This is a genomic window from Marinococcus tarijensis (assembly GCF_054971385.1).
The window spans coordinates 24922-40687 of record NZ_JBQOJA010000008.1; the positions used below are offsets into that span (position 1 = coordinate 24922).

Here is a 15766-nt window from a genome sequence, read left to right on the forward strand (position 1 = left end):
CTTTGCTTAAACTTTTACTTTATTGTTGGCGTTTAAAATATACTGGTTCAGTTTTGCCTTAATAAGCTCCTGTTTACCCGACTGATGTTCGATCGGCTCCTGGAGTTCAAGTGCATAGGCTTCGAGTTCTTTAAAGTTTGTTTTCCCGGCAAGAATGTCGCTTCCCACGCCTTTGTCAAAGCTGCTGTAGCGCTCCTCCACGATGTTTTCAAATACACGGTCTTCGATTAGCTGGGAGGCTGCCTTCAACCCATACGCAAAGGTGTCCATTCCCGCAATATGCGCATGAAACAGATCTTCCGGCTTGTGGGATGGACGCCGTACCTTGGCATCAAAGTTTAAGCCGCCGCTGCCGAGGCCGTCATTTTTCAAAATTTCGTACATCGCGAGGGTCGCATCGTAAATGTCAGTTGGGAACTCGTCGGTGTCCCAGCCGAGCAGCAGGTCGCCCTGGTTTGCGTCCACCGAGCCGAGAATGCCCATTTCTCTCGCATAGCGGAGCTCATGTTCAAACGTATGACCGGCAAGCGTAGCGTGGTTGGATTCGATGTTCATTTTAAAATGGCTGTCGAGATCATACTTTTGCAGGAAGGCATAGGCGGTAGCTACATCAAAGTCGTACTGGTGCTTCATCGGCTCACGCGGCTTAGGCTCAATCAGCATCTGTCCTTCAAAGCCTATTTCTTTCGCATAATCCACGGCCATGTGATAAAAACGTGCCAGGTTATCCATTTCGCGCTTCATATCGGTATTAAGCAGGGTCTCGTACCCTTCGCGGCCGCCCCAGAACACGTAGTTCTCTGCACCAAGCTCTTTTGCTACCTCAAGCTGCTTCTTTACTTTAGCTGCGGCATAGGCATATACATCCGCATTGTTTGTCGTCGCTGCCCCGTGCATAAACCGGCGGTCCACAAACATATTCGCCGTATTCCACAGAAGACCGATGCCGTGTTCTTTCATATTATCCTTAAGCATCGCAGTAATTGTATCGATATTTTCATACGTTTCTTTTAAGGAATTTCCTTCCGGTGCAATATCAATGTCATGGAATGCAAACCGGGTGATCCCCAGCTTATTCAGCAGTTCAAAGTTCGCCTCCACCCGTGCTTTTGCAAGATCCATACCGCTGTATTTCTGATAGGAACGCTCCATCGTCGGTCCGCCAAACGGATCCTCCCCGCCGAACGTATGTGTATGCCAGTAGGCTACTGAAAAGCGAAGCCATTCGTCCATCGATTTTCCCATGATGGTTGCGTCCTTGTCATAGTGCTTAAAAGAAAAGTCATTGGCCGAAGAGGCACCCTCGAAGTTGATAGTTGGTACGTTGTTAAATACAGTCATTATGCATCCTCCTAATTGTTAGTTAAAATCATTACTTTGTGGTATCAGCCTTTAACAGCACTTGAAGAGATCCCTTCCACCACTTTGTTGCTGAAAAACAGAAAAGCCAGAAGAACCGGAATGATACTTATAACAAGTGTCGCCCCAATCGAGCCCCAGTCTGTCATATACTGCCCGATGAAATTCTGAATACCGACGGTCAGCGTCTTGTATTCATCCGAGCTGATAAATGTATTCACAAACACAAATTCATTCCAGTTGTAGATCATATTAATGATAACTGTTGTAGCCATTACCGGTGTTGTCATCGGCAGGATGATCGTGAAAAACAACCGGTTGATCGAAGAACCGTCCATCACTGCAGCTTCTTCAATTTCTCTCGGCAGAGTATAGTAGAAGCCGAGCAGAATCATAATCGTAATCGGCAGATTGTACGTAGTGTACGTGAGAACTATGGATAATGGGTTATCGATTAAATTCACGCTGAGAAACATACTGAATAACGGAATCAGTGCAGAGTGGATAGGAATCATCAGCCCAACCATAAACAGTCCCAGTACAAATTTATTCAGCTTCCAGTTCATGCGTGTAATCGCAAATGTCGCCATACTGGCAAAAAGTACTGTTAATACAATCGCCAGACCCGTGATCCAGACACTGTTGAAGAAATACAGCCCTATACCGCCCTGCCAGACGTTCAGGTAATTCCCCCACTGTGGATCATTCGGCAGTGCAAACGGGGAACCTGAAAAAATCTGGGCGTTATCTTTAAGAGAAAACAATACCAGCCACAGCAGCGGAAAGATCTGGAATGCCGCTACCAGTGCTAAACATGCGTACAACAAAATATATCCAATTCGACCCATAACGTTCACCTCATTTCAACTAGTACTGAATATCTTCCTTGGATGCAGTTAATTTTCTGATGATAACCGTAACGACGAGTGTGATGATCAGCAGTAAAAAGCCGATGGCACTGCCGTAACCAAAGTTATTCGTACTAAAAGCAAGATCATACATGTACGATGCCATTACTTCACTCGAACCACTAGGTCCGCCGCCGGTCATTACATAAATCAGGTCGAAATATTTCAGCGACCCGACGATGGCCAGAACGATGGTTACTTTTACTACGCCCATGATTAAAGGAAGTTTAATTTTGTAAGCAATCTGCAATGGGTTCGCTCCGTCAATTCTTGCCGATTCAATCAAGGATTCCGGAATGTTTTTCAGTGCAGCATAGTATATAAGGATATAAAAGCCCGCGTATTGCCAGAGAATCGGTATGAATATGGCGTACAACACGATATCCGGATTCGCCAGCCATGACGGCGGATTTTCTATGCCAACACCGCGGAGAATCGTATTCAGGATCCCGTTCGCCGGGTTGTAAACTTTAATCCACAGCTGTGCAATTGCCACGGACGACAAAAGCATCGGTATTAAATAAATTTTTCTCAGTAAATCCGCACCTTTGATTTTGGAAGCCAAAATCATGGATACCGCTAAGTAAATTATCAGGCTTAACGTTGAAAATAAAGCCAGCAGCAGTGAGTGCCAGGCACTGTCCCAAAAAGCCCCGTCCTGAATGGCATTAATGTAGTTTTCCATGCCAATAAAAGTCATTGAGCCGATACCGTTCCAGTCCATGAGACCGTAATATCCGGTCAGTATAAGTGGAACTATGATTAGTACGGCAATGAGAAATAAAGCTGGGAATATGTAAAGCGTAATCATGAGTTTATTCGACATAACTTTATTCATTTCACTTGCCCCCAAGCTCTGCATTTACGTCCATAATGCATTCATGAATGATATAAAGGGCACACCCTGAAGGAATGCCCTTTATTCATTTTTATTTACTCGTTTTCTTCTTCTATTGCTTCTTCATGCATTTCAGCGAATTCCTCCGGCGTAATTTCTTCACCGAATAATGATTGAATTGCTGTCAGGTGAGTCTCGGCGACATCCGGGCTCATCTGTACGTCTGCAAACAATGTCAGGTTTTCTGCGTTGTTTAAGTCATCCAGCACTTCGTTGTACATATCCGGAAGATCCACGTTATCCGTGTTTACTTTCGTAGCCGGTATAACGCCTGCATCGCTTACGGATTTTTCGCCCCACTCTTCAGAGAAGTACTTGACGAAGTCCTTCGACTCTTCTTTTACATCAGACTCTTCAGAAACAAAAAGTCCTACGCCTGGTCCGCCTACAAGACTTTCCTGGCTGCCTTTACCTTCCACTGTTGGGAAGTCGAAGTAGTCAACTGCATCCCGGAATTCCTGAGACACGGTTTCGTCCGTTGTATAGTTCGGAAGATCCCATGTAGCAATTAAATACATTGCTGCCTGTTCACTCGTAAACATGCTTTTTGCTTCCTGGTCGGAAAGACCGTTAAATCCTTGAGTGAAGGCTCCGCTTGCAGCCAGGTTCTGCGTTTTTTCCGCCGCGTTTACCAATGGTTCTTCAGTAAAGGATGCTTCTCCATTGATTGCCTGGTCTAATAGATTGTCTTCACCAAGCCGGTCTGCCATATACATGTACCAGAGTGAACCGGTCCATCTGTCCTGGTTTCCTAATGCAATCGGAGCCACGTCGTTTTCCTGGAGTGTATTTACAATTTCCTCAAACTCTTCATAGGTTTCTGGTTCTTCGAGACCGTATTCGTCAAATATCGCACCATTATAGAAAACCTGGGCTACGTTCAGTTCGAGCGGCAGTCCATAAGTACTTCCGTCCATTTGGTATGCTTCCGTAGTGCCCTCCACATATGAATCCCGCAGGCCGTCCTCATCAAGCACGTCATCGAGCGGCGCAAACATTTCACCTTCAACGTAAGGCTCGAGGAAACCGCCCGGCCATGTCATACCCACATCCGGCAGTTCACCCGATGTAGAAGTTACCTGCAGCTTTTCCTTGTACTGTTCGTTGCTCAGCACCTCAAGTTCCACTGTCGTATTTGGATTCTGCTCTTCATAATCAGCTATGATTTCGTTTACAATATCGTAATGGTCTTTGGAGCTTCCCTCAGGCCACAAATGCATAAATTCAATCGTTTTTTGTTCCCCGTCCCCGCCGCCATCGCCAGACCCCGAAGATTCCGAGTTACAGCCTGTCATTACCATCGCCGTTGCGCAACCTGCCGCCAAAAACGTAACCGCTTTCATCTTTTTCATTATTTTCCTCCCCCTTTTCTTAATATTAAGGTAACACCCCCTACATCATTTGTCCAGTAAACAAACTAAGTTTTTATAATTTTCCCGAAAATATTTTTATTGACAACGGTGGCAACAAAAGCCGTGGCACTTATGCCAAATATAAAGCCGAGCGCCGGAACCAGGTAAAAAATAAGCCCAAGCAGGCACAAGCTCAACGTTAAAAAGAATAAATGACCGGGATGGGTCAGCATAATAAAAAATGCATTTTTTAAAACGTTTCTTAGTTTATCGTCAAAATGAGCAAACGATGGAAACAAATACAAAAGAAAAACAAATACAAAAAGGATATAAACAAATAACGGTATGTGCAGCCAGTTCAGCGTGTCACTTGCCGCTATGAACTGAATATCGAGAAAAACAAGCACAAGTAAAAAAAGGACTACCGCCCCAAGTTTATTGGACTGAATAAATTCCTGCTTATATACCTTCCAGAAATAAGAAAAAACCGGCAGATCCCTTTCTCCGCTCACCCATTTCCGCACTACTGCAAACAAAGCATTTGTAGCCGGAAATACGCCTGCGACTACAGCGCCCATCAGCGTAAAAAACACCCAGAGCACCTGCACATAGGCAAAATTCATCACCCATGTAAGCGCTTGATAAATTTTACTGTTCATTATCGGACAAACTCCTTTCCATGCTTATACAACTGTGACTTTGCTGGTTGAAAAAAAAGTTTCAATTGAAAAAGCCGCAGAGCCCAGCGCGCAGGAATAAATGCTGTTTTCAGAAAAGGATAACGTGAAAGAGTCCCGGAATTCCTCGTGAAGTCGCTGCTGAAACACTCTTTCAATAGGATTGCGAAGCCACTGCTCCAATTCTGCAAAACGGTTGCCTATAATGATTTTTTCCGGATTGAATATGTTGATAATATTCGTTAGTCCAATGCCGATATATTCTCCCACCTGATCAAAAGCGTTCAGCACTTCCAGATTTCTTTCCTTTGCCTTTGCGATCAGGCATTCGGTCGTTACTTCTTCCCGGTCCGAAAAGAGATGGGCTGTTTTTTCCACCAGAGCTCCTTCCGAGCTGTACAGCTCCCAGCAGCCTTTATTGCCGCACCGGCATTTCCTTCCATTTGGTTCAATGGTGAAGTGACCGACTTCTCCGGAAATACCGCTGCCGCCCTTATATAATTGGTCATTAATAAAAATGCCTGCGCCGACACCGATACCAATACTTACATAGATGAAGTTCGAAACGCCCTGGCCGGCTCCGTAACGTTTTTCCCCGTGCGAACCAGCCTTTGCTTCATTTTCAATGAATACCGGCAGTTCGTATTTTCTTTCCAGATGCTGTTTTAAATGCACATTTTTCCACTCCAGGTTTGGGGCGAACAAAATGGTGCCTTCGTTATCGATCAGCCCCGGAACTCCAACACCGATCCCCACTATGCCATAGGCGCTTTTCGGCGCCTGTTCCGTAAGATCTTCAATGACTTCCTCGATCTTATTAAACACAGCCCCTTCATCAATAGAAATCAGCGGTTCATTAATTTTAGCAACGATCGTTCCCTGAAGATCTGTCAGTATACCGAGAACATAATTTACTCCAAGATCAATTCCGATAGCATAACCGGCTTTATTATTAAAAAAAAGCATCGTCGGCTTTCTTCCCCCATTGGAAAGCCCTGCCCCCATTTCCTCTACAAGTCTCCCCTCCAGCAGATCGGCTACCAGACTCGAAACTGTAGCCTTATTCAGTCCGGTATCCTTTGAAATCTGCGCCCTGGAAATTGGACTTTTCTGCTGAACGGTGGTCAGCACGATTGATTTATTTATTTGCTTTACCAGAGTTTGGTCTCCCGTGCGCATATTATCTTCTCCTACTTCTCAATTTTGTTCGGTTTACGTACATAATAGCATACATTTTCTTTTGATCATTATATAGTTTTTTAATTAAACAAAGTTAAGAGTATCTATATGCGATAATTTATGTTTTCATTCACTTTTTCGCTTTAAAATAAATTGACCGTTGAGCAGAATCAGGAATTAAGTTATATTTAGTTTATTGCTTATACAATCTACTTTTGAAAGCGTTACCAAATTAAGGAGGCTACTTTCGTGAATGATCAAATTACTAACCCAATTTTGACTGGTTTTAACCCTGACCCTAGTATTTGCAGAGCCGGAGAGAATTATTATATTGCTACTTCCACATTTGAATGGTTCCCCGGGGTCCAGATTCATCACTCAAAGGATTTAAAAAACTGGGAAGTTGTCAAGCAACCTCTCGAGCGGACCTCCCAGCTAAATATGGCTGGCAATCCGGACTCAGGTGGTGTCTGGGCGCCCGCCCTCTCATGGCATGATAACCAGTTCTGGCTTATTTATTCAGATATTAAACAAATCGACGGCATCTGGAAGGACGGCCATAATTACCTCGTCACCTGCGATACGATTGATGGTGAATGGAGCGATCCTGTGTATTTGAACAGCTCCGGCTTTGATCCTTCCCTTTATCATGACGAGGACGGCAGAAAATACCTGCTGAATATGGTCTGGGATTACCGGCCGGGCAATCACCGCTTTTACGGTATCGCTCTGCAGGAATACGACGCCGAAGCAGAAAAGCTGATCGGTGAGCGGGAGATTATTTTCACCGGTACAGATATTAAGCTGACCGAGGGACCACATATATAAAGTCAATGGCTGGTATTACCTGCTTACCGCGGAAGGCGGCACTACCTTTGACCACGCAGCTACCATCGCACGGTCCAAATCACTATTCGGCCCTTACGAGGTCCACCCGGAAAATCCGTTTATCACCTCCTGGCCCTATCCAAGAAATCCTCTGCAGAAAGCGGGGCACGGCTCTCTTGTAGAAACGCAGAACGGCGAATGGTATTTTGTGCACCTGACCGGCCGGCCGTTAAAAGAGGCACAAAAACCTTTATTGGATCCGCGGGGCTTCTGCCCTCTCGGAAGAGAAACCGCCATTCAAAAGGTTTATTGGGAAAAGGAATGGCCTTACATAGCCGGCGGCAATGAGCCTTCGCTATACGTAGAGGGCCCTGCTCTTTCGGAGGAGCCACAGCAATCAGCGTCTCCTGTTTACAGTCATTTTAACACCGGTAATCTGGACAAGAGCTTCCAGACACTGCGGATCCCTTTAGAAGAAAATACGTTATCGCTTAAAGACCGCCCAGGCTATTTGCGACTGTACGGTAAAGACTCCCTGACGTCTAAATTCACACAGGCATTTGTAGCAAGAAGGTGGCAGCACTTTTATTTTGATGCTGAAACCGCCATTCAATTTGATCCGGATCATTTTCAGCAGTCCGCAGGCATGGTCTGCTATTACAATACGCAAAACTGGGTATATTTTCATCTTACACACGATGAGAGTAAAGGAAGGATTTTAACCCTTCTGACTAATGACCATTTTCAGTTTGACACCCCGCTCGGGGACAGTGGCATTGAAGTTGACCGCAGTGTAGAAACGATTTATCTTAAAGTCTCTGTACGTATGGATAAATACTGGTTTTCCTACTCATTTGATGGAAACACGTGGACTGCGGTGGATATTTCTTTTCCTTCCGCTAAACTATCGGATGACCATATTCAGGGCGACGGCTTTTTTACAGGCGCTTTTGTCGGCATGCAATGCCAGGACAGTTTTTCTTCCAAGCCTGCAGATTTTGAATATTTTCATTATGTTCCTAAAGAAGAGAACGAAGCATAATATACAGAAGGCCCGGACTGCACTAATGGCAGCCGGGCCTCTTTTTTACACTCTTACTTTTTTAATCCCATCTCTATCTCTTCAAGCGTTTTTCCTTTCGTTTCAGGTACAAATTTCCATACGAACAGAGCGGACAATATGCTCATGAGACCGTAAAATCCGTATGTTAAACCGCCGCTGAACTCGATCATGGCTGGATACGTGGAAGAAATAAAATAGTTCGCTGCCCACTGGGCTGCCACCGCAATAGCGAGAGCCTGACCGCGGATTTTGTTCGGGAATATTTCGGATAAAAGCACCCATACCACTGGTCCCCACGACATCATAAAGGAAGCAGTATAAATGATGATAAATACGAGTGTTGATATACCAATCGTGCCGGTAAAAGCAAGAGCCGAAACACCAAACATGCCTATGGTCATACCAATAGAGCCAATAATAAGCAGCGGCTTCCGTCCGAATTTATCCACCGTCATAATCGCAATGGCTGTAAATATCAAGTTGACGGCCCCCATAATAATGGTCTGGAATAAAGAAGCGTCTCTTGCAGCTCCCATGCTTTCAAATATTCTCGGGGCATAATACAGGGCTACGTTAATGCCGACAAACTGCTGGAAAACCGACAAAAGAATACCGATAATAATAATCAATTTTCCGTAAGCAAATAATTTTTCTTTACTTTTATCAAACGATTGATTAATTTCATAAAACGTAGCCTTAGCCATTGTGTGGTCGTAGATTCTTGATAGAATTTTCATGGCTTTGTCGTCCCGGTTTTTGGAAACCAGATACCGCGGCGTCTCAGGCACCATGAACATAAAAAGTAAAAACAAAGCAGCTGGTATAGCTTCTGAAGCAAACATATATCTCTAGCCGAGCGCATCGACCCATTCCGCTGTTTGTCCCCGGGCGATCCCCCAGTTGACAAAGTATACGACGAACTGACCGAAAATAATCGCAAACTGGTTGAGGGACACAAGCCTTCCTCGAATATTAGGTGGCGCCATTTCGCCAATATACATAGGTGCGACCGCTGAGGCCAGCCCTACCCCGATACCACCGATAATCCGGTAAATATTAAATACAATTAAAAGTGCGACAGAGGGCTCGCCAGTATTAAAAAATAACAGCTCCGGGTAGGCTGAACCCAATGCAGAAAGAAGAAACAAAACCGCCGCGATAATCAATGTAAACTTTCTTCCTATTCTGTTTGCAAAAAATCCGGAAATCAATCCGCCAATAATACATCCAATTAGCGCACTTGAAACCGTCAACCCGTGAATAAGTGGACTTAGGTTCAGACTGTCGGCAAAGTAGGTCTGGAGCGATCCTTCCGCTCCGGAAATCACAGCCGTATCGTAACCAAACAATAATCCGCCAAGTGTAGCTACCATGGTAACTAATACTACATACATCGTTCGTTTAGAATTCATATACTTGAGTAGTCAAGCTACTCTTCCCTCCTCTCTTTATGTAAGCGATCACAAATCAAACTAACATTATTTGTTTGTTTAATCAATAAACTTTATTAATTAAACAATCGGTCTCTAACGACAAATGCTTTCGTTTTTATAACGAATAAAAAATCTCTTGCGAACCAAAAAAGACGTTCCTTCAGAGTCATATCCGGGAATGTATATAAGTAGCCAATTTATGAGGAGGAAATCAATAGTGAGTCTTTTTTCATCTATAAAAAAACGTGTGACCGACGCAAAAGAAAACGGAGTAACCATTCCAGTAACAGAAAAAATGTTCTTGAAGGTGCTTCAGGTTAAAAAAATGGACAATGTGGATATTTCCGCCGTTCATATCCAGGACCAGGTCCTTCGTATTGAAGGCGTTAAAAATGACAGCAGCCAGAGCCGCTTCAGTATGCTGCTTGAACCTTCCCACGCGTCAGAGCGGACTCTTTACTTCACGTTAAAATCCATTTCCCCTTTAGAAGCGGACGACGTGTTCAGGGAAATCTTCGACCGCCCGCCTTATTTCTCTGCTCAGGAGCAACAGGCAGGTTTTCACCTGGAAGTATTTGAGCCTATGAAAAAAGTTCCTTATGGAAAAATAGACTCCTACTACTTTGAACAGAACAAACTGAAGGTCGTCATGAAATGGAAATAAAACAGCTTTTCACTGATTCAATAATTTAATTCGAGCATTACTTTCTCTCCAAAACTTTTTACTTCCGGCTTCGGCCGGGAGTTTTTTTAAGTAGAAATTACCTAGTTTTTCATGCATAATAAAAGAAAAACGAATGGGGAGAAATACATGGAATATCAAGCAGCTTCCTTCGGCCGGTACCGTGTTCTCCAGAATGGCTCTATTGAAGTTATTGCAGAAATAACAAGCCGTTTTGAGCACCCTCGCTGGGAGAATATGTGGTATTTATCAGAAACAAAGAGAATCTGCCGTGAACTGGAGACGCTTGGAATCATCTCAGAGTGCGACAGCTTTGAAATTGTCGACCGTAACCAGTTTAAGATCTTTTGGAAGAAAGATCGTATTGCCTGGGGCTATATTGATGAAGACGAAACGTCTTTCCGTCTGCGTTTCACCGGATTAGTCGACACCCCGGCAACCGAATAGCAATACTGCCTGTTTTTATCATGGTTGCAATTAAACGCCATATCCTTTAGGGTGTACATACGAAGCAATTACTTAAGAGCAATTAAATAAACGGTGGAAATGGATAGACAATGGCGCTATTTCCCATAAGCCAAAAAGAAACAAGAGGTACCTGCCTCCTGTTTATCTTTTTGGCTTTTTTTATTTGTTTTATGAAAGGAGCACCCTTTTAATTTATGAAATTTTTAATTGATCACGAAGGACAGAAAATTCACAAGTCCGTATTCGTCAATGACCGATGCATGACCAACAGCAGGCCCTCCGACTGGGAGAGCCTGCTGGAAGAAGCTGCCCTGCAGCCATTCACTCAAAAGAACTACTCTTACTGTGTTCACTGTTTTCAGGCATACGCCGGCTGATACAGGAGGCTGGAGGATTTCCCTCGCTTTAGCCGGACCCGCTCATAATAAAGACAATGACGCTGCGGTCCCGTTCGAAGTCCCAGTCAACAAACACATCAGCAATGTTCATTCCGGCAATGGAGGTGAACGACTTCCCTTCTATTAACAGCCGTTTTTCCAGCTTGCGTTTAGTGACCTTCAGCTGCTCTTCATATCCTTGCTGCACTAACTCTTTTTCAATGTTAATCAGCAGTCCCTCCCGGATCACGAGAACAGTCTTATTATTCAGCATGCCTGAAAAGACTTTGTCGGGTTCTTTTTCCGCTTCTGCAGTGACCTGCCGAACCCTTTCCTCCAGCTTCTTTTTACCTGCGTATTCTTTAAACGGATTTTCACCGTCATACGCATTTTCGTCGATTCCGACAAAAATGGTGGATTCTTTGTTGAAATCACTGTCATGGTAAAAGTTTTTATACACCTGACCGGTGACCGACTGCAAGTATCCGTTAATTTCCGGAACAATTTTGTGCATCATGCTTTCACGCAGACGGAAAATTGCCTGTTCACCCTCCTGCTCGAGAATGACCCGCTCCATTGGGCTCAGGAAATGACGCAGGTAAATGGTGATGAACGGTCCCTGCATTACGACATGCGCGGCTTCCGGGCCTTTGCCGAACCTCTCCCGAAGCAGTCTGCCGGCAAAGCTTGCGATATCCTTTTCGTTTTCTGTTGGCCTCATGTTTATCAGTGTCCTTTAATTAAGTATTATTCATATATTTACTATCCAAAAGCATTATAATCTAGTTTTGATTTAATCACAAATGCTACACGGGTCAACAGGGCGGCTGATAATTATTAAAATATTGTTTTAAGTTTCTAGTTTCGTGGAAGTGTGGAAGTATACCTTTATTATTTTTTTACATTTTTCTCTGTAATCTCTAAAATAAAGGTGCACTCCCTTGACTCTTACATAAGCGAGTGCTGCATTCATCTACCGTCCACTACTTTTTTATTCCTTTAGTCCAAATTTATTTCCAAAATGGAAGGATGATTATTTTGTCGATTATTCGAGTAACGATGAATGGCACTGAGCGCAAAGTATCGGATGACTCTACCATCCTGGATTACACGCGCGGCACTAATGAAGAAGTGCCGAACGTCTGTTATCACCCGAGCCTAGGTGCGATTGAAACCTGTGACACCTGTATGGTGAAGGTGAACGGAGAAATTGTCCGTGCCTGTTCCACCGAATTTAAAGAAGATGATGTCATTGAAACACTTACTCCTGATGTCGATCAGGCTCAAAAAATTGCGATGGACCGGATTCTGCATAATCACGAGCTGTACTGTACGGTATGTGATTACAATAACGGCGGCTGTGAAATCCATAACACGGTAGAAGCGATGCGTGTTGAACACCAGAGCGTTCCTTTTGAAACAAAACCGTATGAAAAAGACTATACGAACCCGCACTACCGCTATGACCCGGATCAGTGCATCCTCTGCGGACGTTGTGTTGAAGCCTGTCAGGACGTCCAGGTGACCGAGACCCTTTCCATCGACTGGGAACGCGAACGCCCCCGCGTCATCTGGGACAACGATGTTCCTATCGGCGAATCCTCCTGTGTGTCCTGTGGCCACTGCTCGACCGTCTGTCCGTGTAACGCATTAATTGAAACAAATATGGAAGGCGAAGCCGGCTACATGACTGGCCTTAAAGAAGACACCCTCCGTCCGATGATCGATATCACTAAGGATGTCGAAACCGGCTACAGCTCGATTCTGGCTCTTTCTAATATGGAGTCCCAAATGCGCGACGACCGGATTGAAAAAACGAAAACAGTTTGTACTTATTGCGGAGTGGGCTGCAGCTTTGATGTCTGGACGAAGGACCGTGAAATCCTGAAAATTGAGCCGCAGGCAGAAGCTCCGGCAAACGGCATTTCCACCTGTGTGAAAGGCAAATTCGGCTGGGATTTCGTTAACAGCGAAGAACGGCTCCAAAATCCGCTCGTCCGTGAAAACGGCCAGTTTGTCGAAACCACGTGGGAGCATGCTTTAGATGTTATCCAGAAAAACTTTACTTCCATTAAGGAAGAAAGCGGCAACGATGCTCTTGCGTTTATCAGCTCTTCCAAGACCACGAACGAAGAGTCCTATCTGATGCAGAAGCTCTCCCGTTCCGTCATGGGCACAAACAATATTGACAACTGTTCCCGGTACTGCCAGACCCCTGCTACCGAGGGACTCTTCCGTACAGTCGGCTACGGCGGGGACACCGGGACGATAGAGGATATTAAAAACGCGGAGCTTATTATTACGGTCGGGACAAACACCTCCGAATCCCATCCCGTTCTTGCCACACGAATTAAAAGCTCCCATAAGCTGCGCAACCAGAAGCTGATCGTCTCCGACATCAGAAAGCACGAAATGGCGGAGCGCTCGGACATGTTTATTCAGCCTAAGCCGGGATCGGACCTTGTATGGCTGAACGCAGTAGCGAAATACATTATCGACCAGGGCTGGGAGGATACAGAGTTCATTAACGAACGTGTGGATTACTACGACGACTTTGTTAAAGAGCTCGAAATGTACACCATCGATTATGCTGTGGAGCAGACCGGTCTTTCCCGCGAAGAATTAATTGGTATCGCCGAGAGCATTCACGAAGCAGACACTACCTGTGCCCTGTGGGCGATGGGTGTTACCCAGCATTCCGGCGGCGCGGATACGAGTACCGCGATCTCAAATCTGCTGCTTGTGTCCGGCAACTACGGCCGTCATGGCACCGGCTCCTACCCGCTTCGCGGACATAATAACGTCCAGGGCGCTACAGACTTCGGCAGTGCGCCGAATCTTTTCCCGGGCTATCAGTCTGTGGAAGACGAAAACGTCCGCCGCAAGTTTGAACAGGGCTGGAACACAGAGCTCTCCAGTGACATCGGCATGACGAACCATGAAATGGTGGACGCGATGCATGAAGGCCGTCTCCGCAGCCTCTACCTGAAAGGCGAGGAAATGGCGCTTGTAGATTCTAACATTAACTACGTGCAGCAAGGCTTTGAGAAGCTTGATTTCTTCGTGGTCCAGGATATTTTCTTATCCGAAACGGCGAAATTTGCGGACGTTGTACTTCCGGCGAGTCCAAGTCTTGAAAAAGACGGCACATTTGTAAACACTGAACGCCGCATTCAACGCTTGTATAAAGCCCTCGATCCACTCGGCAATTCCAAGCCGGACTGGGAGATCCTGCAGCTTGTGGCCAACCGGATGGGAGCAGACTGGAACTACGACCACCCGTCTGAAATCATGGCAGAAGCAGCCTCCCTCTCTCCATTCTTTGAAGGAGTATCCTACGAGCGGCTCGAAGGATATGACTCCCTCGTATGGCCTGTAACAAAAGAAGGCAAGGATGAACCACTGCTTTACGAGTCCCGCTTCCAGTTCCCGAACGGCAAAGCGAGATTCTATCCGGTCCATTGGACAGAGCCGCAGGCCTTCGGTGAACAATACGACCTGCACGTGAACAACGGCCGGATGCTTGAGCACTTCCACGAAGGCAACATGACGTACAAAACGGAAGGCATTACACTGAAAACACCGGATAACTTTGTTGAGATTTCTCCGGAACTCGCCGAAGAACGCGGGCTTGAAAGCGGAGCGCTTGTGCGGTTGAAATCGCCGTACGGGGCTGTTCGCATCCAGGCGCTTGTGACTGACCGTGTAAAAGAAAAACAGCTCTACATTCCAATGAATAATTCCGGTGAATCGGCAATCAACCGTCTCACGAGCAGTGAAGCGGATAAGGATACAGATACACCGGCCTACAAAGAAGCACAGGTATTCATGGAAATACTCAGCACGGACGGCGAAGCACCAATGCCAAAAAACAATTTCCGTTACGGAAATCCTAACCCTCAGAACGGTGTTGAAGTCGAACGGAAATGGAAACGTAATGACTACATCTTCCCTGGCGACATGGTGAGAAAGGAGAACCGCTAATGGCTGAGCGCATAACTCATATTGAGAAGCTTAAATTCTCCGAAGAAGAAATCAAACAGCGGGACATGGAAGAGCTCCAGTCCCAGCTGCTTGATAACAAAGAAAGCCTGGAAAAGATGATGCGCACTGCGAACCTTCTTGATGAGTCCGGGCTGCTTGATATGGCAAATGGCCTTCTGAGCGAGGGGGATAAAGTGTTAAATGTGGCGGTAAATGCGATGAACACCGAAGGAAGCACCAACATGATCAAAAACCTGCTTCTTCTCGCCGGTGAAGCCGGCAAACTCGATATCGAAAGCATGCAGCCGCTCCTCTTGAAATTAAATAAAGGGCTCGAACGCGTGGCTAAGATGGAAGAGGAAAAAGAACAGGAAAAACAAACCGTGAACATTTTCCAATTGTTAAAACTGCTCCGGGACCCGGAAGTAAATCATACGCTTTCGCTCGGCATTGCTTTTATGCGCGGCATGGGCGAAACCGGCAAACCCGAAATGGAAAAAGAACAGGAAGACAGGAAGCCAAAAACAAAGGTTTAACCGTCACTATCCAACGCTCCAG

General features: G+C 45.4%; 12 protein-coding genes and 2 pseudogenes. 5 read left to right on the forward strand and 9 right to left on the reverse strand.

Annotated features, from left to right (window positions below):
- Positions 1–6: 6 nt before the first annotated feature.
- The 6 genes from xylA to ACTTK7_RS06315 form a co-directional block, all read right to left on the reverse strand.
- Positions 7–1341 (reverse strand): xylose isomerase, encoded by a 1335-nt coding sequence (xylA, locus tag ACTTK7_RS06290; protein WP_462866697.1) that lies wholly within the window; start codon positions 1339–1341, stop codon positions 7–9.
- A 44-nt stretch (positions 1342–1385) separates the two neighbouring features.
- Positions 1386–2207, reverse strand: coding sequence for a carbohydrate ABC transporter permease (locus ACTTK7_RS06295; protein ID WP_022795128.1), 822 nt, complete (start codon positions 2205–2207; stop codon positions 1386–1388).
- A gap of 19 nt (positions 2208–2226) precedes the next feature.
- Positions 2227–3105, reverse strand: a complete 879-nt coding sequence (locus ACTTK7_RS06300; protein ID WP_462866699.1) for a carbohydrate ABC transporter permease — start codon at positions 3103–3105, stop codon at positions 2227–2229.
- A gap of 95 nt (positions 3106–3200) precedes the next feature.
- The gene (locus tag ACTTK7_RS06305; RefSeq protein WP_462866700.1) at positions 3201–4517 is read right to left on the reverse strand and encodes an extracellular solute-binding protein; all 1317 of its coding nucleotides are present in this window, start codon (positions 4515–4517) and stop codon (positions 3201–3203) included.
- A 65-nt stretch (positions 4518–4582) separates the two neighbouring features.
- A complete protein-coding gene (locus ACTTK7_RS06310; RefSeq protein ID WP_462866702.1) occupies positions 4583–5176 on the reverse strand; it encodes a YesL family protein in 594 nt (197 codons plus the stop codon).
- A 24-nt stretch (positions 5177–5200) separates the two neighbouring features.
- Positions 5201–6373, reverse strand: coding sequence for an ROK family protein (locus ACTTK7_RS06315; protein WP_462866704.1), 1173 nt, complete (start codon positions 6371–6373; stop codon positions 5201–5203).
- Between the two features lie 249 nt (positions 6374–6622).
- Here ACTTK7_RS06315 and ACTTK7_RS06320 point away from each other — a divergent pair.
- Positions 6623–8243, forward strand: a pseudogene (locus tag ACTTK7_RS06320) (glycoside hydrolase family 43 protein).
- A gap of 53 nt (positions 8244–8296) precedes the next feature.
- Here the strand turns inward: ACTTK7_RS06320 and xylE are convergent.
- Positions 8297–9676 (reverse strand): annotated as a pseudogene (xylE, locus tag ACTTK7_RS06325) (D-xylose transporter XylE).
- Between the two features lie 238 nt (positions 9677–9914).
- On the opposite strand from xylE, the gene ACTTK7_RS06330 reads away from it, so the two are divergent.
- The gene (locus tag ACTTK7_RS06330; RefSeq protein ID WP_091610069.1) at positions 9915–10361 is read left to right on the forward strand and encodes a hypothetical protein; all 447 of its coding nucleotides are present in this window, start codon (positions 9915–9917) and stop codon (positions 10359–10361) included.
- A 147-nt stretch (positions 10362–10508) separates the two neighbouring features.
- On the forward strand, positions 10509–10826 hold the full coding sequence (locus ACTTK7_RS06335; RefSeq protein ID WP_462866706.1) for a hypothetical protein: 318 nt from the start codon (positions 10509–10511) through the stop codon (positions 10824–10826).
- Between the two features lie 224 nt (positions 10827–11050).
- Here the strand turns inward: ACTTK7_RS06335 and ACTTK7_RS06340 are convergent, their stop codons facing one another.
- The gene (locus ACTTK7_RS06340) at positions 11051–11176 is read right to left on the reverse strand and encodes a hypothetical protein (protein WP_462866707.1); all 126 of its coding nucleotides are present in this window, start codon (positions 11174–11176) and stop codon (positions 11051–11053) included.
- Positions 11177–11252: 76 nt separating this feature from the next.
- Positions 11253–11945: a Na-translocating system protein MpsC family protein gene (locus ACTTK7_RS06345; RefSeq protein WP_462866709.1), complete on the reverse strand. Its 693-nt coding sequence runs from the start codon at positions 11943–11945 to the stop codon at positions 11253–11255.
- 308 nt (positions 11946–12253) lie between these two features.
- Between ACTTK7_RS06345 and fdhF the strand changes: the two genes are divergently transcribed.
- Together fdhF and ACTTK7_RS06355 are read left to right on the forward strand one after the other, a co-directional pair.
- On the forward strand, positions 12254–15208 hold the full coding sequence (gene fdhF, locus ACTTK7_RS06350) for a formate dehydrogenase subunit alpha (RefSeq protein WP_462866711.1): 2955 nt from the start codon (positions 12254–12256) through the stop codon (positions 15206–15208).
- Complete coding sequence (locus tag ACTTK7_RS06355) at positions 15208–15744, forward strand: helical membrane plugin domain-containing protein (RefSeq protein WP_462866713.1); 537 nt, start codon at positions 15208–15210, stop codon at positions 15742–15744. The genes fdhF and ACTTK7_RS06355 overlap by 1 nt, the downstream gene beginning before the upstream one ends.
- Positions 15745–15766: the final 22 nt, after the last annotated feature.